This is a genomic window from Burkholderia diffusa, from assembly GCF_001718315.1.
GTDB classification, from domain to species: Bacteria; Pseudomonadota; Gammaproteobacteria; order Burkholderiales; family Burkholderiaceae; genus Burkholderia; species Burkholderia diffusa_B.
Genome location: NZ_CP013362.1, coordinates 2,488,334 through 2,508,524, shown reverse-complemented (window position 1 = coordinate 2,508,524; position 20,191 = coordinate 2,488,334). Strand labels below are relative to the sequence as shown.

Genomic DNA, 20,191 nt, shown 5'->3' with positions numbered 1-20,191 from the left:
ACCGATTGAGAGCGAAACGCGATGCACAATCCGAATGCTGTAAACGCCCCCGTCCAGACGTCCCAGCCGCCGCGCCTCGGCGAGGAGATCCTGCGCGTCGATCACGTCTGCCGCGGCTTCAACAAGACGCAGGGCGAACTGCTCGTGCTCGACGACGCGAACCTGTCGCTGCGCGAAGGCGAGATCGTCGGGCTGCTCGGCCGTTCGGGCTCGGGCAAATCCACGCTGCTGCGAATCATCGCCGGGCTGATCGAGCCGACCGGCGGTGAAGTGACCTACCTCGGCAAGCCGCTGACCGGGCCGGCCGAAGGCGTCGCGATGGTGTTCCAGACCTTCGCGCTGTTCCCGTGGCTGACCGTGCTGCAGAACGTGGAAGCCGGTCTGGAAGCGCTCGGCGTCGGTGCGCGCGAGCGTCGCGAGCGCGCGCTCGCCGCGATCGACCTGATCGGTCTGGACGGCTTCGAGAACGCGTATCCGCGCGAGCTGTCGGGCGGCATGCGCCAGCGCGTGGGCTTTGCGCGCGCGCTCGTCGTCGACCCGACGATCCTGCTGATGGACGAGCCGTTCTCGGCACTCGACGTGCTCACGGCCGAAACGCTGCGCACCGACCTGCTCGACCTGTGGACGCAAGGCCGCATGCCGATCAAGTCGGTGCTGATCGTCACGCACAACATCGAGGAAGCGGTGTTCATGTGTGACCGCATTCTGGTGCTGTCGTCGAATCCGGGCCGCGTGATCGCCGAGATCAAGGTGCCGTTCAAGCATCCGCGCAACCGGCTGGATCCGGCCTTCCGCAAGCTCGTCGACGACATCTACGCGAAGATGACCGCACGCCAGACCGGCGAGGCGACGAAGAAGGGGCTCGAGCTCGGCAGCTGGCTGCCGCAGGTGTCGACCAACCTGATGGCCGGCCTGATCGAGACGCTCGCGATGGCGCCGTATCACGGCCGCGCCGACATGCCGGAAATCGCGCGCACGCTGCATCTGGAAGTCGACGACCTGTTCCCGATCGCCGAAGTGCTGCAGTACCTCGGCTTTGCCGACGTGCGCGAAGGTGACGTGTTCCTGACGCCGCCGGGGCGCGTGTTCGCGGAATTCGGCACGCAGGAGCGCAAGCTGATGTTCGCGGATCATCTGCTGAAGCACGTGCCGCTCGCCGCGCGGATCAAGAAGGTGTTGAACGAGCGCCCCGGCCATCGCGCGCCGCGCGTGCGCTTCGAGCAGGAACTCGAGGATTTCCTGTCGGACGGCGCGGCCGAGGAAACGCTCGACGCGGTGATCGACTGGGGGCGTTACGGCGAGATCTTTTCGTACAACGACCAGACCGAAATTTTCAGTCTCGAGGACGTCGAGTCCTGAGCCATCGAGCCGGGCCGCGCGGCCCGGCATCCGCATGCGCCGCGCATCGCATCGTTACTGCAGGTTGCCCCAGCGGTCGACGGCCGGTTCGGCCGACGCCCACTTCCAGTGCGTGCCTTGCTGGCACGCATTCGCGAAATACCAGTCGGCCTTGTCGCCGTCCTTCACCGAGAATGCGAATTCCTTGCAGAGCGCGAGCGCCGTCGAGTACGCGTGCGTGACGCGCACCTCGCCTTCGCCGTTTTCGAGCGGCAGCGTGTTCTTCACCTTCCACGGCTTCACTTCGCCGACGGCCAGGCTGCCCGCCGCTTTCGCGATTGCGTCCTGCTGATTCTGATGGAGCTGCTTCATCGTGCGGTTGACGGCCTCGTCGGTCGCCGCCTGCACGGCAATCCCGACACCGACGCCGACGGCCGGGTTCGCGGTGACGAGGCCCGTCGCTGCGCCGGCGAGCGCGCCACTCGCCGCGCCGACCGAGCCGCAGCCCGACAGCGCGGCGCTGGCCGCGCACAGCGTGCCGATCGCCGCGATGCGGATCGCGACGCTCATTGCAGCGCGCCCCAACGTTCGGTCGCGGGTTCCGCCGACGCCCATTTCCACACGGGACCGTCGCGGCAGATCGTGGCGACGTAGAACGCCGATTCCGCGGCCTTGTCGGCCTTCGCGGGCGTGTCGACCGCGAACACGATTTCCTTGCAGTCGAGCGGGCCGATACTGATCATCCGGCTGACCGTCACGCGGCCTTGTTCGTCGTCCTCGATCGGGAACGAATGGTGCGTCTTCCACGGTGCGACACCGCCGACGTCGAGCGGGCCGGCCGCTTCCGCGATCTGCTCCTGCGTGTAGCGATGCGCGACCCGCTGCGTGTACTGGACGCCCGCACGCGCGCCGGCGACGGCGCCGAGACCGATACCCGTCGCGACGGCGGCGTTGTTGGTGACCTTGGAGGCAATCGCGGCGCCCGCGATACCGGCGCCGGCAGTCGCGCCTTCGCTGTACAGCGAGTTGCAGCCGGACAGCAGTGCGGCCGTGGCGATCGCGGCCAGCACGATGCGCGCCGGCATGGCCCGACGCGGCGGTTCGAAACGAATGTTCATCCCTGAGTGCGAGTCCTGTCTGGGTGAGCGGCGACGCATGCGCGCCCCCATGCCGCGTCATTGTTTCGCAATTGTCATAGGAAAACTGCAAAGCTTTGACAAATCGCCGTGCTGGCGACTCGCGCGCGCACGCGCGGCGTCATTGTCGGACAGTCGGCTGAGCAGGGGTCGAAACGTTACAAATTGAAGGCAATTGTTACCTTGGCATGCGAGGAAGCCACCTAGACTCTTTTGTTATGGAATGTTTCTACGGCGGCTCCGAGCCGCGTTGCATATGAGACACCCAGCCATGCGTCGTTCGAAACGGTTTTCTCCCCGGTCGCCCGACACGGGGCCCGAGCGCCCGCGTCCGCAGACCGATGCGCCGGCCGGCGCGCCGCCCGACGAGACGCCGTCGGACGGCGACCACAACCAGGGCGGCGCACGCCCGGAAGGGCTCGATTATCAACGCGACCTCGGCCAGGAGCAGGACGCCTGATTCCGTCGCCGTTGCATTCCGCCGCTGCATTTCATTGCGCTCTTTGTTGCATCGCTCACATCTGAATCGCCGCGCGACCGCCTTCGGGCCGTCGCGCCCGTCGTGGCGCGCGTTGCGCGTCATCCAATCGAATCGAGGAGGGAAAGCCGCATGAGCAGATTGATCGTGGTATCGAACCGTGTCGCCGCCGGCGAGGACACGCGCCCGAGCGCGGGTGGTCTCGCGGTCGGCGTGATGGACGCGCTGAAGGAAACCGGCGGCGTCTGGTTCGGGTGGAACGGCGAGATCGTTGGTACGCCCGACGTCGCGCCCGCCATCCAGCGTGACGGCAACGTCACGTATGCGACGCTCGGGCTGACCCGGCGCGACTACGATCAGTACTACCGCGGTTTCTCGAACGCGACGCTGTGGCCGGTGTTTCACTACCGCGGCGATCTCGCGCGCTTCGACCGGCAGGAGTACGCGGGCTATCTGCGCGTGAACGCGATGCTCGCGAAGCAGCTCGCCGCGCTGCTGCGGCCCGACGACCTGATCTGGGTGCACGACTATCACCTGCTGCCGTTCGCGCATTGCCTTCGCGAACTCGGCGTGAAGAACCCGATCGGCTTCTTCCTGCATATCCCGTTTCCGTCGCCCGACATGTTGCGCATCGTTCCGCCGCACGAGGAACTCGTGAAGTTCATGTGCGCGTACGACATCGCGGGCTTTCAGACCGAAGCGGACAAGCAGGCGTTCGCCGACTACATCGAGCGGCGCGGCATCGGCGCGGCCAGCGACGACGGGATGCTGCATGCGCACGGCCGCGTCGTGAAGATCGCCGCCTATCCGATCAGCGTGCACCCGGATGCGATCGCGCAGGCAGCCGTCCAGTACGCGTCGCGCAAGCCGGTGAAGATGCTGCGCGACGCGCTCGGCGGCCGCAAGCTCGTGATGAGCGTCGACCGGCTCGACTATTCGAAGGGGCTCGTCGAACGCTTCCAGTCGTTCGAGCGGATGCTCGCCAACGCGCCGGGCTGGCAGGGGCGCGTATCGCTCGTGCAGATCGCGCCGCCGACGCGCTCCGACGTGCAGACCTACCAGCGCATTCGCGAAACGCTCGAAGGCGAGGCCGGCCGCATCAATGGCCGCTTTTCGCAGCTCGACTGGACGCCGATCCAGTACCTGAACCGCAAGTACGAGCGCAATCTGCTGATGGCGTTCTTCCGGATGTCGCAGGTCGGCTACGTGACGCCGTTGCGCGACGGGATGAATCTCGTCGCGAAGGAATACGTCGCGTCGCAGGATCCGGCCGATCCGGGCGTGCTCGTGCTGTCGGAGTTCGCCGGCGCGGCGGCCGAGCTGACCGGTGCGCTGCTCGTCAATCCTTACGACCTGTCGCAGATGGCCGATGCGCTCGAGCGCGCGCTGTCGATGCCGCTCGCGGAGCGGCAGGCGCGTCACGAAGAGAACCTCGCGCGGCTGCGCGGGAACAACCTTTCCGTCTGGCGCGACACGTTCGTTGCCGACTTGCGCAGCGTTGCGGCGGCCGCGTCGGTCACGCAGCGCGCGGGCCGACGAGCCGCGCATGTCTGAGCGCGTGGAGGACGACGGCGTGGCGCAGGAGGTGTCCGCTCGCTTCTTCGTCGTCACGGGCGGCCCCGGCTCCGGCAAGAGCACATTGCTCGATGCGCTCGAACGCAGCGGTTTCGCGCGCTCGCACGAGGCCGGGCGCGGGGTGATCCGCGACCAGATGGCGATCGACGGCCCGGCGTTGCCCTGGCGTGACCGGGCCGCGTTCGCCGAGCTGATGCTGAACTGGGAGATGCGTTCGTATCACCTCGCGCGAGGCGCACGTGGACCCGTGTTCTTCGACCGCGGCGTGCCGGACGTGATCGGCTATCTGCGGTTGACGGGCCTCGCGGTGCCCGCGCATGCGGAGGCCGCGGCGCGGCGCTTTCGGTATCACCGCCGCGTGTTCATCGCGCCGCCGTGGCCCGATATCTACGCGCAGGATACCGAGCGCCGGCAGGATTTCGCGGAGGCCGTGCGCTCCTACGACGCAATGGTCGACTGCTATACGGCGTACGGGTATCGGTTGATCGAACTGCCGTGCGTGAGCGTGAAGGCGCGCGTGCGCTTCGTGATGGACGCGCTCGACGCCGCGTGAGCGGCGGCGTCAGACCGCCGTGTCGGGGCGCGGCGACGCGATGCGCAGCATGCTGACCACAGCGGCGAGCGCCGCAAATACGGCGGCGACGTAGAGCGCGATCGTCGGCCCGTGGTCGGGCGCCAGCCCGAAAATCAGTGCGACGAGCGCGGCACCGAGCGTCTGGCCCGTCAGGCGTGCCGTACTCAGCATCCCGCCCGCGCCGCCGCTGCGCTCGCGTGGCGCCGACGACAGCATCGCGCGATTGTTCGGCGACTGGAACAGCCCGAAACCCGCGCCGCACAGCGCCATCCGCCACACGATGTCGACGGTGCCCGGATGCGCGCCGATCGTCGCGAGCGACAACAGCCCGGCCGCGAACAGCGCGAGTCCGATGCCGCCGAGGATGCCGGCCGAATAACGATCCGACAGCACGCCGGCAAGCGGCGCGGCGAATACGATCACGAGCGGCCACGGCGTCATGTAAAGGCCGGTCTCGACCTGCGAGAAGCCGAGCGAATGCTGCAGCCAGAACGGCAGCGCGACGAACGCGAGCATCTGCGACGTGAACGATGCAATCGACGTGCAGATCGACAGCGCGAACATCGGGATGCGCATCAGGTCGACCGGCAGCAGCGGTGCCGGCTGCGACAACTGCCGCTTCACGAAGAAGTAGCCGACCGCGAACGCGATCGCCAGTTCGCCCGCGACGTATGCGTGACTTTCGCCATGCCCGAGCCCGTCGACGGCCATGATCAGCAGACCGAAGACGCACGCGTTCATCAGCGCGCTCGGGAAGTCGTACGGTGCGTCGTGTAGCGGGTTGGCCGGCAATGCACGGAGGCTGCCGAACACCGCGGCGATGCCGATCGGCACGTTGACCGCGAACAGCCAGGGCCACGGCGCGACCGACAGGATCGCCGACGCGACCGTCGGGCCGATCGCCGACGACAGTGCAACCACCATCGCGTTGATCGACAACCCGCGTCCGAGCATCGACGACGGGTAGATCATCCGCACGAGCGCTGCGTTCACGCTCATGATGCCGGCCGCACCGAACCCCTGTATCACGCGCATCACGGCGAGCATGGGCAGCGAGCCGGCGAGCGCGCAGCCGAGCGACGCCGCTGTGAAGAGCGCGAGCCCGGCGATGTAGATGCGGCGATAGCCGACGCGTTCGCCGAGCGACGCGAGCGGCAACAGCGTGATCGTCACCGCGAGCTGGTACGCGTTGACGATCCAGATCGATGCGGCATCGGACGCGTGCAGGTCGCGCGCGATCGTCGGCAGCGCGACGTTCGCGATGGCGCCGTCGAGCACGGCGAGCGTGATGCCCAGTGCGACGCAGACGATTGCCCAGTAGCGTTGCGGAAGCGGCAGGCCGGTATCGGCGTTCATGACGGGAGCGAAGGCGTGATGGTCCGCGTGCCCGGATGCCGGTTGCGTGTGCAACCATACTCACGGGCGGCGGCGGTGAACGGCCCGGTCAGCCTGACGGCGCCGGAGCGGGACCGGTCGAGTGTATCACCGGACCGTATCGCGCGACGTCGCCGGCGGCCGGTGCGTGCATTCAGCCTTCGAAATCGAGGCCGCCGAGCCGCACGAGCGGGTCGGCCTGCGTGCGCGATGCGAGATCGATGTCGCGCGCGCCCTGCCATGCGCTCAGCTTCCTCGGCAGCGCGCTCAGGTAGTGCTCGAACCGCGCGGGCCCGTCGGGCGCCATCAGTCGTTCGATCTCGTCGGTGTCCCAGGTCAGTTCGAGGTTCAGCGGATGCACGAAGCCGCTCACGTGCTCGTGCGGTGCGCTGCGGATCTGCACGCGCGTCGGTTGCCCGTGCCCGCCGTACGGGACGACGCCGGTCAGCACGTGGTCGGCGAAGAAGGCGGCGATCGCCTGCGCAATGCGCGGCGCGAATTCGGTATCGAAACGGCGGGCGGTTTCGGGCTGCATGAAGGCGTCTCCTGTGTGCCGAAAATCCTAGCACGGCGGGGTCGCGTTTCGGTGTGCGTGATACCCGTAATGGCGCGTTACCACTTGCTGCATCTATTACGGCCGCGCACGACCACAATGCATCGCATCCAGTACCACTTCGCGTGGGAGTCCATCATGAAAAGAATTGCCGCAGTATGTGTCCTTGCCGGTTCGCTCGCCGTGGCGGGCCCGGCGTCCGCGCATGGCCGCGACGGGGGCGCCATCATCGGCGCGCTGATCGGCGGCGCGGTGCTCGGCGCAATCGTGACGTCGGCGATGAATCCGCCCGTCGCGTATCAGGCACCCGTGTATCAGGCACCGGCCTATCAGCCGCCGACGTACTACCAGGCACCGGCTTACCAGCAGCCGGCGTATCCGACCTATCAGCAAGCGCAATACCAGGACGATGGCTCGGACTATTGCTACGACCGCTATCAGCGCCCGTACGTCTGCGGCGCGCCGGTGTCGGGCGGCTATGCGCGGCCGGCTGGCTGGTGAGCGGGGGCTGACCGGGCGCGGCGCCGCGTGGCCGGTCACGATTGAACGAATTACCAGTACCACGAAGACGAAAGGAAAGGCCCCCGCGTAATGCAAGGGCCTTTGTCATTTCTCGGACGTCGGATCGGGAATGCCAGACGGCAGCCGCGCGAGGCCGCGTGCGGATACAAACGGTTGCAATTGGATCCGCAGGGTCAGTGACGATGGCCGCCGTCGCCGCGTCCGCCGCCGCCTTCGTTCCAGTCGCCACGACGTCCGCCGCCGCGTCCCCATCCGCCGTGGTCCCCGCGATCGCCACGATCGCGATCCCACCGGCGGTAGTCGCGGTGACCGCGGTCCCAGTCGCGTCCGCCGCCACCTCCCCAGATATTGACCGTGCCATAGATGGGCGAGGGCCCGTAGGCCGGCCCGTACGCGTAGCCGGGATCGGAATAGTAGGGCTGTCCGTAACCGTATCCTGCGTCCGGACCGACGACGCACCCGGCCAGCAGCGTGGCGACGCCGGCGGCGGCAATGAGCTTCAGCATGATGTTCTCCGTTGGTTCCCCTATAAGTACCGCGCGCGGGGATTGCCGGCTGTTTGCATTTGTGTCGTCAAATTACAGCCTCGTAAGGTCGCGCGACGAAAGTGTTAGCATCGGGGCCTATTTTGTTTATCAGGAGCACATCGATGAAATTCGCGATCCGGGCCGTCCTGGCCGCCCTTTGCGTGACGACCGCAGCCGCTTGCGCGGCGGGCCCCGCATCGGCACCCGCCGTGTCGGCCGAATCGATCAAGATGTTCCCGCAGCCGGCGGCTGGCCAGCAGCGCGCGGTGATCGCGCTGCCCCCGCTCGAGAACGAGGGCGACGCGCGCGTCGAGCTGATGATTGGCAAGACGCTGCAGACCGACTGCAACCAGCAATGGTTCGGCGGTGAGTTGACCGCCGAGGACGTGAAGGGCTGGGGCTATACGTACTACCGGCTGACCGACGTGAAGGGGCCGGCGTCGACGCTGATGGCCTGCCCGGGCCAGGCGCCGCAGCAGCGCTTCGTGCAGGTGCGTGGTGATGGCCAGCTGCTGCGCTACAACAGCCGCCTGCCGCTCGTCGTGTACGTGCCGGACGGTTTCGACGTGCGCTATCGCGTGTGGCACGCGTCGAAGGACGTGCAGCACGCCGTCACGCAGTAACGCGTCCACCGGTGCGGTCATGCGGGGGCGCTTGCCGCTGCACGGCCGCGCGGTTTTGCAGGTTTCCTTCCGGAGCCCGACATTATCCGCCGTTCGCGCCCGCGAGCGGCGGCCATGCGGCCAGCGCGGCTTGCGCGACCGTCTTCCGATCCGCGACGGCTTGCGCCGTCGCGTGCCTGAATTGACATCCCCTGTTGCACCGTCACGTAGTGGCGTGTAATCGCATCGAGCTTCGCATGCGTGAAGAGCCCGTCGGTTGCAACGCCTTCGTCGCGCCGCGCGCGTAACGCGGAGGCCGTCCGCTCGCGCATCGCGATCAGTGTTTGCCGGAACGTATCCGATCGTTCGGCCGGATGCAGCGCCGACAGCACGATCAGGCAACCGGCCGGCTTCGAGCGGCGTGTGAACGTGCGCGCCGTCTGCACCACGTAGTGCTCGACCGCCTCGCTTTGCGGACGAAGGTGCGGGATTCCACGCACTCTCCCGTATATGTCCGTCGCGATCCGGCAAGGTGCGGTCGCATGTCTCCGTGATGACGCGGCGATGAACGGAAGTGGATAACGAACTATTTCACAGGTGCATTGCTGAATTCATTTACAAAGTGATCGGGCGTACTTACGATGACGCCAATCTGGGCTAGCGGAACTTCGCATGCGTACAGTCGATCGGGCGATGCTTGCCGCGCTCTGCCTTTGTCTTGCCGCATGTGGCGGCGACGACAACGCTGCCGCAGGCGCGCAGACCGTTGCGGGCACATCGACATCGTCCGCCGCACCCGCCGGTGCTGCATCCGGCACATCGGCTTCATCGGCGAATTCCGGCAGCCCGGCGTCGAGCGCCGGGGCGACCGGTACGGCGTCCGGTGCGACGCATCCGACTTCCAGCGGCACCAAGCCGATTCCGGTTGCCGATGTGACGGTCTATCCGGCCGCCGACGGCAGCGACCAGGCCGACACGTTGCAGAAGGCATTCGACAGCCTGCGTGCCGGCCAGCGCCTGGTCATCGCGCCGGGACGCTACATCGTCGGGCATTCGCTTGCCGTGACGGTGCCCCAGGCGGTGATTTCCGGATACGGCGCGACGCTGGCCGCCACGAATCCGGCCGACCAGACGATCGTGATGAGCGGCGCCGGTTCGACGCTCGTCGGCGTGACGCTGGCCGGCACCGGAACGACACGGCTCACGACGCCGGAGTCGACCAAGGTCGAGGTGACGGGCTCGGACGTGCAAGTGCTCGGCGTGACGATCCAGGGCGGCGCGAGCGCCGGGATTTTCGTGTTCGGTGGCAACGGTATCGCGATTGTCGGCAATACCATACGGGCGACGCTGGCCGACGGCATCCATACCACTTACGGTTCGACCAACGTGCTGGTGCAGAACAATACGGTGGCCGGCACCGGTGACGACCTGATCGCCGTGGTCAGCTATCTCGGCGACGGTCGCCTCAGCGGCAACGTATTGATCGACCATAACTCGGTGTCCGGCAACGCGTGGGGACGCGGCATCACCGTCGTCGGCGGGCAGGCGGTAACGATCTCGAACAACACGGTCGACGGCGTCGAGAAGGCGGCCGGGATTCTGGTCGCGCAGGAGGACAGCTGGAAGACCTACGGCTCGTCGAACGTCGTCATCAGGGGCAATACCGTGACCAACATCCAGAATACGAACGTGAACAACGGGCTGCAGCCGACGCAGCAGGGCGCGATCGAACTGGATACGTGGTCGGGAACCGTGTCGGATGTCACGGTGGCGGACAACCGCGTGTCGGGTTCCGGCTACGCGGGTTTCCGGGCGTACGGGAACGTGTGTTCGTTCAGCGTGACGGGCAACACGTTCTCGTCGATTGCCGGTTTGCCGGTCGGGTTGTTGACGAATGGCTGCGCGGCGAACCAGATCGTCGTCGATGCGAATCGGCTTGGGGACGGCAGTCTGCTGGCGCTGCCGGCCGGGGCGTCGCTGGCGGGCACGTTTGTCGTGACGGGCGCGAATGCGAGTTTGATGCCGCAGGTCAGGACGGGGTTGATGCTGTGATGATGTGGCGGGGTTGCGGGGTGGTGGCCGATGTCTGGTGAAGCTCGGCGCGGGCGGTGGTGCAGGAGACCAGGGGCAGTGTGTTGATTTCCACCGAATCTTGACCCACCGGGGATGCGGCCATTTTCATGGTGCCTGCCTCCTCGCTCGCTCAGAAGAGACTTGAAATCAGGCGACAGCCGCATGTGGCGCGGTGGCCGTGCCGGGCGATCGGTATTCCGCCGTCCGTCATCGACGGGTCGCCTTCCTCAATGATGTTGGGCGACACGTCGGGATGCTGCGGACACGACACGCGATCACCCTTGCGCGCGACGAATCGACCGTCGAAGCGCATCGTCGTTGAGCCTGTTTCGACCTTCCCGCCATGGTCGGTATTGTCGCCAACGCGGATTAGATTCATCACGTTAACTTACTATTTCTCGAGAAGAGTTTTCAAATAATCAACTCGTTGTTTGGTGATCGCGACAAGGCAATCTTTCGTGATTAGTCCCGAGCCGGCGCCTTGGGATTGTGACGCCTCGGCAGCAATATAGCCGTTACACTGCTTCTCTCTATAGTTGAGCCAGGCCTTCTGTGATTGCTCAAGCTCATTCTTGTACTGTGTGGATGCATATAATTTTTGGTAAATTGAATTAAGGTCCTGCTTCGACTTGGCTAGCGCGTGATCGGCGCAGGATAAATCATTATATACATTTCCGCCGCCGACGCATGCTTCGGCGAATGAGCTAAGAGGTATTAGTAGAAGTGCTAGTGAAATGATTTTTTTCATAATCTTCTCGAAAAATTAGCGATTGTATGCTTCAGGAAGCTCGATTGTATAAGGGTCTGGTCGGGATGGCATCAATCCTTGCGTTGTTCCGTGTACGTGAACTGCACGCCCCTTCCCATATCTATACCCAGTAACGTTCGCTTGACGGATGACATCTTCAACCCATGCTTTTGTTGCATCTGAAGCCTCATCCAACGCGTATGGATTTGCATAACTTAGGTTATTTCCAACTAGGGACGCTCCTCCGTTGGCACGGTCTTGCAAATGAGCGATAACGAGAGATTTTACTCTCGGGGAAACTCGGCTGTCGGGCACGTTTTGCACGCTTCCATAAGCGCTGGGTCTTGGTGCGTTAATATCGGAAAATTGCCATCTCTCATTAATTACGCCTCGAATCGTGTTCCATTTTTTTAGGCCTGACATTCGGCGGTTTAGGATGGTGTCGACAACTGCGCCGGCTTGTTTTCCTAAATTTTCGTCATCTAAGCTTAAGGCAACCTCGGTTGCCGTAACCTTAATTAAGTCGACTACGTCCTGGTCGGATAGCTGAAGTATTTTGCCGCTAATTTCTGAATTGATGAAATTGCCAACCAATCCTATCGGATGGAAATGCCACGGATTTGGTTCCTTCGGGAAACCTTCCACACTGGAGACCTGCTCCCACCATTGCAGCTTGCCGATCCGCTCGATCTCTGCCTTCCACAGCCAAAGCAGCTTCTTCATCAGCGGTGAGAGTGCTTCCCACTTGCCCAGGCCGCCGCCCCATTCGCTTTCACAGCGTACGACGAGATGGGAGAGGGCTTCCGCCATCCAGGGCGTTTCCTGCGCGTGCTTCAGTTCCTGCGCTGTTACCTTCCCGTCGTGGTTCGCGTCGATCGCCTTTTCGAGCTTCGAGATGAGCGGGCTCGCGTTGACCGTGGCCGCACTCGTCTCGAATTCGGTCTTGTCTTCGTCTGCCAGGAACTGTTCGGCGACGTGGATGTAGCGCTTGAGCATGTCGATCGGCGTGATGTTGCTGTTGTCGATCAGTTCAAAGCCTGGCCAGTCCCATGGCCCGCACATTCGCACGAGCGGATGGTCCTGCTCGCACACCCATCCGGTGCGAGTACCACCGTCTTTGGTGCCGATCGTCACGTAATACCAGTGGCGCCCCTTGCCGTCTTTCGCGATGTTTCCTGCTCTGTTCTTCTCCAGGTCGACGCGTCGGATCACGTAGCGGAAATCCGCCCCAGGCCCCTTGGCGTTCGAGAAGCTCAATGGGAAATCCTTCCACCCTGGCACGATCGCGGTTGTCGTCGTGTTTGCGAGGCTGCCATCGACCCAAACAGGAGCACCGGCGTCGTTGAATACCGGCTTCGTGTGGCGGCCGCCATGTACGGGCGCGGCTGTTTTCGGTTGCACCTTAACCCACTTGCCCTTTGCGTCAGCGGCAAGAGCGACAAGCTTGGTGCCGGGTTGCAGCTTCTGGTCCGGTTCCGGCAGATCGTTGACGAGCCGCGCTCCCTGCGAGATTTCCAGAAACGCTTTGGACGCCGGCAACTGTTTTGCTCGCTCGCGGCTCTTCTGGATGAACGCTTCGAGCTCGGGGCCGGCGAAGATCTCGAGATGCAGCAACGGGCGGGTCGGCTTCGGCGGCAACAGCTTTGCGTCCGGGTAACGCAGATAGTGACCGAGTTGGGCGATCAGGTCACCGGTCTTGACCGTATAGGGTTGTTTCAGCACAACGACCGTATCCAGCGGTTTAGGGTCTACAACCGGGTCAAGTTCATTCACGAACACGTACCCGTATGGCGCGTGTGGCGACACTGGCTGTCCGACGACTGCAGCCGCTGCCGTACCGGATTTGATCGCCTTGATTTTCACCCAGCCCGGTCTTGCCTTGGCCTGCTCGTCGGTGTCCGAAACAGTCAATTCCGCCCCTTTCGGCAAGATGCCAATGATCTTGCCGTTCGGCAGGTCACGGATGCGAAGGCCCGTGATCGGAGGTGGGACCGGAGTCGCGTTTTTCGTGTCCTCCTCCGGCTCGGGCACCTTCTTAAAATTGCTTTCGATGAACTCACCAAGCACATCGCGATTGCTTGACACGGGTGCCTTTGGCCGAGGCACCTCTTGCTGGTCTTTGGCCTTGTCGCCGACCCGATAGTAACGCTCGCCTTCCCAATACGGCATGGGCCCCATGTTCAGCTTGGAGCGATCGACCTGAGCGACTTTCGCCTGTTCTGCCGCAGACTGGTAGGTGTTCCAGTCCATCGTGTGCATGTACAGGCTGAAGAGCGTCAACGTTTCGCCTGGTGCCGGCTGACTCGTCGTCGCATTGGGGTTCGCTGAGGTAGCGGGCGACGATGGCGTTGTCGACGATGTAGGAGGCTGGGCGGGCGAACTCTTCGCCGGGTCCGTCTTCGGCGGTGGTGCTGGCGGAAGTTGCAGCCGATGGCGAATCAGCACGAAGCCCGTCGAATACAGCGCGTGCCGGCCGTCCTGGTAGTCCTGTTCCGGATACTTGCTGTCGAGCCGATATGCGACGACTTCGCCGTCGGCGATTGCGCGGATGCCGTCGCCTTGCTTCAGTTGGGCAGCCGTGTTCTGGTCGAAGTGGATGCCGCCGTGCCACATACCGTTTGCGCCGAGTGGATAGAACCCGTCTTCAGCGCTGGCGAGCACCTTCATGTACGTCATCGGGTCGGCGGGGTCGTCCTTCCCGGTCGGTGTGAACGGGAAGGTCCACCGCAGCTGCTTGTACGGCGGTGTCGATGCTGTGTCCGGTGTGGTCGATGGGCTCGGTACAGCCGGCGGCTTGGCTGGCGAAGCCGACTTCGGGGTAGGGTGGCTCTTGTTCATATTTCTCGGAATCTCTCGTTTCTCGTTTTTGTCGCCGCGTGGACGATGGCTGGTTCAGGGTCAGCCTGAGAAGAGCGAACCGCGGCCGCCGTCGGTCGACACCGGCGTCGCGTGCAACGGATCGCGAATCGTCCCGCTCGCGCCGCTCGGCTTGTCCCAATTTGCGCATTTTTCCAGAATCTGGCCGGTCGTCACGTTCTCGATCAACCCGCCCTTGATGCTGATATACGAGCCGCCTGCGCCGATCCACACTTCCTTCGCGGCCGTCAGAATCAGCCGCCCGTCCGCGCTTTCGATCTTCACGTCCTGAAGGCCTACGAAAGAAGCCGGGCCGCTTTGCGCTTGAATGTCTACCGGCCCCTTCGCCGCGAAAATCTTGACGCCGAGGTTCTGCGCGAACAGGCTCATTTTGTCGAGCACACTTACCAACAACGACTTGCCGGCCGCCAAGTTGACGCTCTTGCCGGCAATCATGTTCGCATGCTGGTTTGCCGTGATATGCACGGATTGCTGCGTCGATGCCGCGATGCCCTCAGGACTCGACAGCAGCATCACCGGCTTCGAAAAACCGTTCGCATTGCCCGTGCCACCTCCGGCCGTGCGGCCGCCCTTGGTCGTGCCCGCGACCGTGCGCTGCGTGGCGTCGGTGAACGACTTCAGCGCGGTCTGACCGTCCTGCAGGCTTTCGGCCCGATTCGTTTCACTGGCCTTCGACGCGGTTTCAAGCACGGCTTCCGCGCCCGTGAGCGGCTCGGTCGCGGCTGTTACGTTCATCGGCTGCGCAGTGGCTGGCTGTGTTGACACATACAGACCCTGCTCGGCGCGCACGGCACCGTATGCGCCGGATTTCAAGTCGAATCCGTTGCCGAGGAACGCACCACGTGTGTTGTCGGACTGCTCGATCAGGTAGCCCAAATGTAGATGGGAGCTGTAGCTCGACGAGTACAGGTGGACCCGGTTCTGGCCGCTCGAGTCGTCCATGACGAGCTGGTTGAAGCCGTCGCCACCGTACTCGCGGGACCGTAAGCCGGACAGCAGGCCGTGGGTATGCCATACCGGCATCGTCGTGCCCCCGTGCAGCCTCGAGATGATGACGGGGCGATCACAATCGCCATTCACGAATCCCAGGAGTACCTGATCATCTTTCCGCAACGGGAAGTAGCCGCCACGCTTCGAGCCGGCATCGGGCATTGAGGCACGAATCCACGGCGTCGATTTCGTATTGGGGGCATTCCGGCTGTTCGTTGTCCGGACACGCACGCGATTTCCGTCATCCGTGTGGATTTCGTCGTCGCTGTCCGTCACGACGATCGCCGTCTGCAGGTGCATTTCAGGCTTCTCGTGCTCGAACGGGCTACGGAACGGCGTGCGGCGGCGTTGCGCCTCGATCTCGACCTGGAGGAATCCGACGCCGCCATCACGATGACTGACCGCCACACCGGCCCCGGCCGCTTGCGCCTGCTCGATCTCGCCGCGCAGGCTGCGCGGGAACCGCGCGAGCGCGTCAAGGCCGGGCAGATTGTTCTGAATCAGCCAGTCGCTCGCGATGATCGAAAACTCACGATCCTCGTCCGGCAGCGTGTCGAGGATCGGGTGTCCGGTCACCTTGAACCAGTAGCCGGGCAATGCGTAGCGGGGACTACCGACCGCGAAATAGCGCTTCGCCCGGGAGGCCCATTCTTCAGTACGGATGCGCGCCTGCTGTTGCCCCGCGTCGGATACAGCCCATGTTTGCGAGCCGGTATAGAGGTAATCCTCGCCCTGTCCAGGGAGTTCATCTAGATTCGCTGCGGGCGTGCTGATCTGCTTGTCGAGGTCCGGCCGCTTGTAATCGGCTGTGCCAAGCGTCAGCGTCGCGCTTTGAGCGTCCTGCTGCTCGCTCAGTTGCGTGAGCCCGTCGAATTCCTCGTTCGGGCCCGCGTGACTGAACTTCATCTCCTGCTTTGGCAGCGACGGCCCGAAATACAGGTCGTCCATCATGACAACCTTGTGCGATTTGCCATCCTTTGCGAAATCGAATCGCGGAAACACGCCGACTTCCTCGAGGCTGCGGTGCACGAAATTCCAGTCGGTTTCCCACTGGACGCGGTGCGAATACGAGCGCATCGCGGTGCGCAACTCGAGCCCGTACTGGCCGTTCGCCTGCGGATGCTTGTCGAATACATCGGTGAGAATCTGCCAGCCGCTGGCTTCTTGCCAGTCTCGCCGGTCGCTGCTGAGCTTGAGGAAGCTCAACCAGGAGGCGAATCGGAGTTGAAAATACGATAGCGCTCCGTCATTTCCTAGGCGGCGGACCTGTTGCACGTAGCCGTGAATCGGTAGATAGCCGCCGTCCGTCTGGCGAATCCAGAGCGTGACCGGTTGCAGCATCAGGGCGTTGAGCTTGATCTTGTCGCCGACAACCGATGATGCGTCGACGATCACCTCGAAATTGCGCCCGAGCCGCGCCTGAAGCTTGACGTACAGCGGCACGAGCCAGTCGTCGCCAAGCGGCGTGTCGAGTTTGACGATGCGATCGAACTGCGCGTAACCGCCGCGCAGTACCTTCAACAACACTTCCCCGCTCATGCGGTCACCCCGTTCGTGGAGAGCGCGCCCGACCGCTATCGATTTCCCGAGGCCGAGACTGCGTGCTTCATACAAAAAGCGAAGGTCCGGCGGAAGAATGGAGGCTGCATGCCGGGACTTCGAGTATCGGGGCGGTGAGGAGGGAGGATGCGGTGGAGAATTCTGCCCCGATGCCAAAAGATCATATCAAAGTCGGGGCAGCCGATTGCGGAAGGGCGATGATTTTTGACAATCGAGGATGGGTTGCTGGGCGAAAGCGGGTCCAACCGCGCGGCTGCCGGCAGCGGTACATGCTGCGAACCGGACGCCAACAACCGCATGAACGCCGCTGCACTTCGGGCACGGCACCATGTCGTTCTTTCACGTGCTGGCGAGTACCGACCACCGCGGGGACGTCGTGTCGCTTTCGCGGATGAATGCGTGACCTCATGCCCAATCCTCGGGTCCTTCGGACGAGAAAATGCCTGCACCGGCCGAGGGCCAGCGGGCTCTTGCACTTATTACGCCTTTATGCGACGATTGCCGTCAGCCAGCCGCGAGCGGGCTTTCGCACGTTAAGCCTATGAAAATGAGGTGCGAAATGAGCCGGAGCAAACGGAAGACTCCGATCGGCGGCATCACCACCGCAGAATCCGAAGCGCAGGACAAGGCGCAGTGGCACCGTCGCCATCGCCGCGTCGAGTCGGCACGTCTGAAGAAGGTCGCGGTCGACTACGAGCCCGAAAGTCACCGCGCGCAGTCCGACCAGTGGAAGATGGATAAGGACGGGAAGGTCTACTGGGGCAAGGACGCGCCCGAACATATGATGCGCAAGTGATCAACTTGACGGCCGGATTTTGCGGGGCTGTCTATCGAGCTACCGTGATCGGGATCACTTCGCCGCCGTTCTTGAGTCGGTCGAGTTGATCTCCCCACGCCTGCATCATCTGGCGACGCTCCGGCAGGTACTCTGCATGGACGTAGGCGGCCGTCACCTGATTGCGTTCGGCATGAGCCATCTGCCGTTCGACCACGTCCCGGCTGTAGCCAAGTTCGCGCAGCGCTGTTGCTGCCAGTCCCCGGAAACCGTGCCCTGTCATGCGGGACTTGTATCCCATGCGGTAAAGCGCGTAGAGCATCGTGTTGTTCGAGATCGGGCCGCGACCTTGCACGCTGTAGAAGATGAAGCGGCGCTGGCTGTTGATCTGCCTGAGCTCGACGAGTACGTCGAGCGCTTGGCGCGAAAGCGGGACAATGTGCGGGTCCCGCATCTTCATGCGCTCCGCCGGGATGCGCCATTCTGCGGCGGCTTCGTCAAACTCCGACCACTCGGCCTGGATCATCTCCTTCGTCCGCACGAACGTCAGTGCCATGAATCGAAGCGCGAGCCTTGTAATGAGGTCGCCTTGGTATTCGTCGATGTCACGCATCAACTGCGGGATCTCGGTGGCTTTCACGCGGGCCATGTGCTGCACGCCCGGGCCTTTCTTCAGCACCGTCTCAGCATCGATATCCGCAGCTGGGTTCCGCGAGCAGCGGCCGGTCATGATGCCGTACTGGAACACGGCACGTGATCGCTGAAGTACCCGCTTGGCGGTCTCTCGCACGCCGCGCGATTCGACCGTCCGCACGATCTCAAGTATCTCTGGCGCCTCGATACTTGCGATTGGGCGCGTGCCGATTCTCGGAAAGACGTCGATCTCGAGGCAGTTGATGACCTTGCTGGCGTACGTTTCCGACCATCCATCTCGCTGTGTTTCGAGCCACTCGCGGGAGACTGCCTCGAAGGAGTTGGTGCCGGCGAGCTTCGCGGCACGCTTGTCTGCTTTCTTGGCCTCATTGGGGTCGATGCCGGCTGCTAGTTTCTCGCGTGCGGCGTCGCGGCGTTTGCGAGCGTCACTAAGCGACACGTCAGGATAGATGCCGAGCGCGAGGCTCTTTTCCTTGCCGTTGCCCCGGTACTTGAAGATCCATCGCTTCCCGCCTGCCGGCGTGATCAGCAGAAGCAAGCCTCCACCGTCATAGAGCTTTTGCTGCTTTTCCGCTGGTTTGGCGGTGCGGACTTTCAAGTCGGTGAGGGCCATGTCTGCGTGCGCTGGGGGTTGTCGGTGAGGCGGAATTGTCGGAACCCCAGAACGCCCCCTGTCAGGGGGTTGTTTGTGCTGGCGGTCGATGGCGGAAGTGTGCAACAAAAAACCCCGCGAAGCCAAGCCTAGCGGGGTTCTCTTGTGAAAGTTTGCGAAACCTTGGGGGGATATTTGGTCCCCCCGACAGGAATCGAACCTGTATCTAGCGCTTAGGAGGCGCTTGTTCTATCCATTGAACTACGGGGAGAGCCCTGTCCGCGGATTCACGTACGGCAGACGCGAACGGGACGGCGATGTGGACAGCGCGCAGAGTATAGCAAACGCGCGGCGCATCGGCGGACGGAATGCGTGCCGATACGCGCCGCGCGCTCAGTCGTGTCCGGAAACCGGAATCAGAAATCGACGACGACGAAATCTTCCTTGCCCACGTCGCACAGCGGGCAGCGCCAGTCGGCGGGAATGTCGGCGAAACGGGTGCCGGCGGGGATGCCCTCGTCGGGCAGGCCTTCCGCTTCGTTGTAGACCCACCCGCAAATCAGGCAGACCCAGCTCTGGTATTCGGTTACTTCGCTCATGTGGTGCTCGGAATGATGAAAATCCGTGATGCCGTCCGCAGTGTGGCCGGCGGATGAAAGGCGCAATGGTACCGGAATTTCGCCGAACGCCGCCGCAACGTCGTTTTAAACGTACGCATCGCGAACAACGACCGTCGTCGCGCGGGCCGGGCGCGCAGTGTATGCTTCGTGAGCCTTTCAATCTGAAGGAGAAAACGATGCTCAACAAGAAGTGGATCGCGGGTGCGGTATGCGTCGCGGCTCTGGCCGTGTCGACGCTCGCGCGTGCCGAGGCGCGCGTATTCTTCGTCGAGCCGAAGGACGGCGCGACGGTGTCGAGCCCCGTGCACGTGAAGTTCGGCCTCGAAGGGATGGAACTCAAGCCGGCCGGCGACATGACGCCGGACACGGGCCACCATCACCTGCTGATCGACGGCAAGCCGGTGCCGAAGGGCGACGTGATTCCCGCCACCGACCATTCGCTGCACTTCGGCAAGGGCCAGACCGAAACCGACGTGAAGCTGCCGCCCGGCCAGCACACGCTGACGCTGCAGCTCGGCGACGGCGCGCATCGCTCGTACGGTCCCGAGCTGAGCTCGACGATCTCGGTCAACGTGAAGTAATCGCATCTCCCGCATGCGGGTACGCGGCCGGGAAGCCAGGGC

Annotated in this window: 20 protein-coding genes, 1 tRNA gene and 1 pseudogene; 9 read left to right on the top strand and 13 right to left on the bottom strand. The window is 63.8% G+C overall.

Going from position 1 to position 20,191, the window contains the following annotated elements; translation table 11 throughout:
• The first annotated feature begins 21 nt into the window (after positions 1 to 21).
• Positions 22 to 1,359, top strand: a complete 1,338-nt coding sequence (locus tag WI26_RS11565; RefSeq protein WP_059468207.1) for an AAA-associated domain-containing protein — start codon at positions 22 to 24, stop codon at positions 1,357 to 1,359.
• Positions 1,360 to 1,413: 54 nt separating this feature from the next.
• On the opposite strand, the gene WI26_RS11560 is transcribed toward WI26_RS11565, so the two are convergent.
• Together WI26_RS11560 and WI26_RS11555 are read right to left on the bottom strand one after the other, a co-directional pair.
• Positions 1,414 to 1,908, bottom strand: coding sequence for a hypothetical protein (locus tag WI26_RS11560; protein ID WP_069225985.1), 495 nt, complete (start codon positions 1,906 to 1,908; stop codon positions 1,414 to 1,416).
• Positions 1,905 to 2,456: a hypothetical protein gene (locus WI26_RS11555; RefSeq protein WP_069225984.1), complete on the bottom strand. Its 552-nt coding sequence runs from the start codon at positions 2,454 to 2,456 to the stop codon at positions 1,905 to 1,907. Before WI26_RS11555 ends, WI26_RS11560 begins: the two co-directional genes overlap by 4 nt.
• A 289-nt stretch (positions 2,457 to 2,745) precedes the next feature.
• Here WI26_RS11555 and WI26_RS11550 point away from each other — a divergent pair, with 289 nt between their 5' ends.
• The 3 genes from WI26_RS11550 to WI26_RS11540 all read left to right on the top strand — a co-directional run bounded on the left by WI26_RS11550 (position 2,746) and on the right by WI26_RS11540 (position 5,080).
• Positions 2,746 to 2,934: a hypothetical protein gene (locus WI26_RS11550; RefSeq protein ID WP_069225983.1), complete on the top strand. Its 189-nt coding sequence runs from the start codon at positions 2,746 to 2,748 to the stop codon at positions 2,932 to 2,934.
• 150 nt (positions 2,935 to 3,084) lie between these two features.
• Entirely contained in the window at positions 3,085 to 4,506 is a 1,422-nt protein-coding gene (gene otsA / locus WI26_RS11545) for an alpha,alpha-trehalose-phosphate synthase (UDP-forming) (protein ID WP_069225982.1), read from the top strand.
• Positions 4,499 to 5,080 (top strand): AAA family ATPase, encoded by a 582-nt coding sequence (locus WI26_RS11540; RefSeq protein WP_069226409.1) that lies wholly within the window; start codon positions 4,499 to 4,501, stop codon positions 5,078 to 5,080. The genes otsA and WI26_RS11540 overlap by 8 nt, the downstream gene beginning before the upstream one ends.
• A 9-nt stretch (positions 5,081 to 5,089) precedes the next feature.
• On the opposite strand, the gene WI26_RS11535 is transcribed toward WI26_RS11540, so the two are convergent.
• On the bottom strand, positions 5,090 to 6,457 hold the full coding sequence (locus WI26_RS11535; RefSeq protein WP_069225981.1) for an MFS transporter: 1,368 nt from the start codon (positions 6,455 to 6,457) through the stop codon (positions 5,090 to 5,092).
• Between the two features lie 172 nt (positions 6,458 to 6,629).
• The gene (locus WI26_RS11530) at positions 6,630 to 7,010 is read right to left on the bottom strand and encodes a DUF5594 family protein (protein ID WP_069225980.1); all 381 of its coding nucleotides are present in this window, start codon (positions 7,008 to 7,010) and stop codon (positions 6,630 to 6,632) included.
• Positions 7,011 to 7,127: 117 nt separating this feature from the next.
• Here WI26_RS11530 and WI26_RS11525 point away from each other — a divergent pair, with 117 nt between their 5' ends.
• Positions 7,128 to 7,529, top strand: a complete 402-nt coding sequence (locus WI26_RS11525; RefSeq protein ID WP_081334257.1) for a hypothetical protein — start codon at positions 7,128 to 7,130, stop codon at positions 7,527 to 7,529.
• 194 nt (positions 7,530 to 7,723) lie between these two features.
• On the opposite strand, the gene WI26_RS11520 is transcribed toward WI26_RS11525, so the two are convergent.
• Positions 7,724 to 8,056 carry a hypothetical protein gene (locus WI26_RS11520; RefSeq protein WP_059468202.1) on the bottom strand — a complete coding sequence of 111 codons (333 nt, stop codon included), beginning with the start codon at positions 8,054 to 8,056 and terminating at the stop codon, positions 7,724 to 7,726.
• Positions 8,057 to 8,199: 143 nt separating this feature from the next.
• On the opposite strand from WI26_RS11520, the gene eco reads away from it, so the two are divergent.
• On the top strand, positions 8,200 to 8,700 hold the full coding sequence (gene eco / locus WI26_RS11515) for a serine protease inhibitor ecotin (RefSeq protein ID WP_069225979.1): 501 nt from the start codon (positions 8,200 to 8,202) through the stop codon (positions 8,698 to 8,700).
• Between the two features lie 82 nt (positions 8,701 to 8,782).
• On the opposite strand, the pseudogene WI26_RS11510 reads toward eco, so the two are convergent.
• A pseudogene (locus WI26_RS11510) lies at positions 8,783 to 9,143 on the bottom strand (TetR/AcrR family transcriptional regulator); the annotation flags it as partial.
• 208 nt (positions 9,144 to 9,351) lie between these two features.
• Between WI26_RS11510 and WI26_RS11505 the strand changes: the two are divergent.
• Positions 9,352 to 10,731, top strand: a complete 1,380-nt coding sequence (locus WI26_RS11505) for a right-handed parallel beta-helix repeat-containing protein (protein WP_236849279.1) — start codon at positions 9,352 to 9,354, stop codon at positions 10,729 to 10,731.
• 151 nt (positions 10,732 to 10,882) lie between these two features.
• Here the strand turns inward: WI26_RS11505 and WI26_RS11500 are convergent, their stop codons facing one another.
• From WI26_RS11500 to WI26_RS11490, 4 genes are read right to left on the bottom strand one after another with little or no spacing between them, the layout of a single operon-like run.
• The gene (locus tag WI26_RS11500; protein ID WP_069225978.1) at positions 10,883 to 11,134 is read right to left on the bottom strand and encodes a PAAR domain-containing protein; all 252 of its coding nucleotides are present in this window, start codon (positions 11,132 to 11,134) and stop codon (positions 10,883 to 10,885) included.
• Between the two features lie 9 nt (positions 11,135 to 11,143).
• On the bottom strand, positions 11,144 to 11,500 hold the full coding sequence (locus WI26_RS31140) for a lysozyme inhibitor LprI family protein (protein ID WP_081334256.1): 357 nt from the start codon (positions 11,498 to 11,500) through the stop codon (positions 11,144 to 11,146).
• 15 nt (positions 11,501 to 11,515) lie between these two features.
• Positions 11,516 to 14,338 carry a cell wall hydrolase gene (locus WI26_RS11495; protein WP_236849278.1) on the bottom strand — a complete coding sequence of 941 codons (2,823 nt, stop codon included), beginning with the start codon at positions 14,336 to 14,338 and terminating at the stop codon, positions 11,516 to 11,518.
• Between the two features lie 60 nt (positions 14,339 to 14,398).
• Positions 14,399 to 16,906 carry a type VI secretion system Vgr family protein gene (locus WI26_RS11490; RefSeq protein WP_069225976.1) on the bottom strand — a complete coding sequence of 836 codons (2,508 nt, stop codon included), beginning with the start codon at positions 16,904 to 16,906 and terminating at the stop codon, positions 14,399 to 14,401.
• Positions 16,907 to 17,486: 580 nt separating this feature from the next.
• On the opposite strand from WI26_RS11490, the gene WI26_RS11485 reads away from it, so the two are divergent.
• On the top strand, positions 17,487 to 17,723 hold the full coding sequence (locus WI26_RS11485) for a hypothetical protein (RefSeq protein WP_069225975.1): 237 nt from the start codon (positions 17,487 to 17,489) through the stop codon (positions 17,721 to 17,723).
• Positions 17,724 to 17,754: 31 nt separating this feature from the next.
• Here the strand turns inward: WI26_RS11485 and WI26_RS11480 are convergent, their stop codons facing one another.
• The 3 genes from WI26_RS11480 to WI26_RS11470 all read right to left on the bottom strand — a co-directional run bounded on the left by WI26_RS11480 (position 17,755) and on the right by WI26_RS11470 (position 19,547).
• Positions 17,755 to 18,969 (bottom strand): tyrosine-type recombinase/integrase, encoded by a 1,215-nt coding sequence (locus WI26_RS11480; RefSeq protein ID WP_069225974.1) that lies wholly within the window; start codon positions 18,967 to 18,969, stop codon positions 17,755 to 17,757.
• A gap of 175 nt (positions 18,970 to 19,144) precedes the next feature.
• A tRNA-Arg gene (locus tag WI26_RS11475) sits at positions 19,145 to 19,219 on the bottom strand.
• Between the two features lie 145 nt (positions 19,220 to 19,364).
• Positions 19,365 to 19,547 (bottom strand): rubredoxin, encoded by a 183-nt coding sequence (locus tag WI26_RS11470; protein ID WP_006478164.1) that lies wholly within the window; start codon positions 19,545 to 19,547, stop codon positions 19,365 to 19,367.
• A 197-nt stretch (positions 19,548 to 19,744) separates the two neighbouring features.
• On the opposite strand from WI26_RS11470, the gene WI26_RS11465 reads away from it, so the two are divergent.
• Entirely contained in the window at positions 19,745 to 20,149 is a 405-nt protein-coding gene (locus tag WI26_RS11465; protein ID WP_059468200.1) for a DUF4399 domain-containing protein, read from the top strand.
• The last annotated feature ends 42 nt before the right edge of the window (positions 20,150 to 20,191 follow it).

What these genes read in the sequence shown, in the direction of transcription:
- WI26_RS11525 (WP_081334257.1), top strand. Translation starts at nt 7,128, where the DNA reads ATGCATCGCATCCAGTACCACTTCGCGTGGGAGTCCATCATGAAAAGA.
- WI26_RS11520 (WP_059468202.1), bottom strand. Translation starts at nt 8,056, where the DNA reads ATGCTGAAGCTCATTGCCGCCGCCGGCGTCGCCACGCTGCTGGCCGGG.
- WI26_RS11505 (WP_236849279.1), top strand. Translation starts at nt 9,352, where the DNA reads ATGCGTACAGTCGATCGGGCGATGCTTGCCGCGCTCTGCCTTTGTCTT.
- WI26_RS11560 (WP_069225985.1), bottom strand. Translation starts at nt 1,908, where the DNA reads ATGAGCGTCGCGATCCGCATCGCGGCGATCGGCACGCTGTGCGCGGCC.
- WI26_RS11470 (WP_006478164.1), bottom strand. Translation starts at nt 19,547, where the DNA reads ATGAGCGAAGTAACCGAATACCAGAGCTGGGTCTGCCTGATTTGCGGG.
- WI26_RS11540 (WP_069226409.1), top strand. Translation starts at nt 4,499, where the DNA reads ATGTCTGAGCGCGTGGAGGACGACGGCGTGGCGCAGGAGGTGTCCGCT.
- WI26_RS11480 (WP_069225974.1), bottom strand. Translation starts at nt 18,969, where the DNA reads ATGGCCCTCACCGACTTGAAAGTCCGCACCGCCAAACCAGCGGAAAAG.
- WI26_RS31140 (WP_081334256.1), bottom strand. Translation starts at nt 11,500, where the DNA reads ATGAAAAAAATCATTTCACTAGCACTTCTACTAATACCTCTTAGCTCA.
- WI26_RS11495 (WP_236849278.1), bottom strand. Translation starts at nt 14,338, where the DNA reads ATGAACAAGAGCCACCCTACCCCGAAGTCGGCTTCGCCAGCCAAGCCG.
- WI26_RS11490 (WP_069225976.1), bottom strand. Translation starts at nt 16,906, where the DNA reads ATGAGCGGGGAAGTGTTGTTGAAGGTACTGCGCGGCGGTTACGCGCAG.
- WI26_RS11565 (WP_059468207.1), top strand. Translation starts at nt 22, where the DNA reads ATGCACAATCCGAATGCTGTAAACGCCCCCGTCCAGACGTCCCAGCCG.
- WI26_RS11535 (WP_069225981.1), bottom strand. Translation starts at nt 6,457, where the DNA reads ATGAACGCCGATACCGGCCTGCCGCTTCCGCAACGCTACTGGGCAATC.
- eco (WP_069225979.1), top strand. Translation starts at nt 8,200, where the DNA reads ATGAAATTCGCGATCCGGGCCGTCCTGGCCGCCCTTTGCGTGACGACC.
- otsA (WP_069225982.1), top strand. Translation starts at nt 3,085, where the DNA reads ATGAGCAGATTGATCGTGGTATCGAACCGTGTCGCCGCCGGCGAGGAC.
- WI26_RS11485 (WP_069225975.1), top strand. Translation starts at nt 17,487, where the DNA reads ATGAGCCGGAGCAAACGGAAGACTCCGATCGGCGGCATCACCACCGCA.
- WI26_RS11555 (WP_069225984.1), bottom strand. Translation starts at nt 2,456, where the DNA reads ATGAACATTCGTTTCGAACCGCCGCGTCGGGCCATGCCGGCGCGCATC.
- WI26_RS11550 (WP_069225983.1), top strand. Translation starts at nt 2,746, where the DNA reads ATGCGTCGTTCGAAACGGTTTTCTCCCCGGTCGCCCGACACGGGGCCC.
- WI26_RS11465 (WP_059468200.1), top strand. Translation starts at nt 19,745, where the DNA reads ATGCTCAACAAGAAGTGGATCGCGGGTGCGGTATGCGTCGCGGCTCTG.
- WI26_RS11530 (WP_069225980.1), bottom strand. Translation starts at nt 7,010, where the DNA reads ATGCAGCCCGAAACCGCCCGCCGTTTCGATACCGAATTCGCGCCGCGC.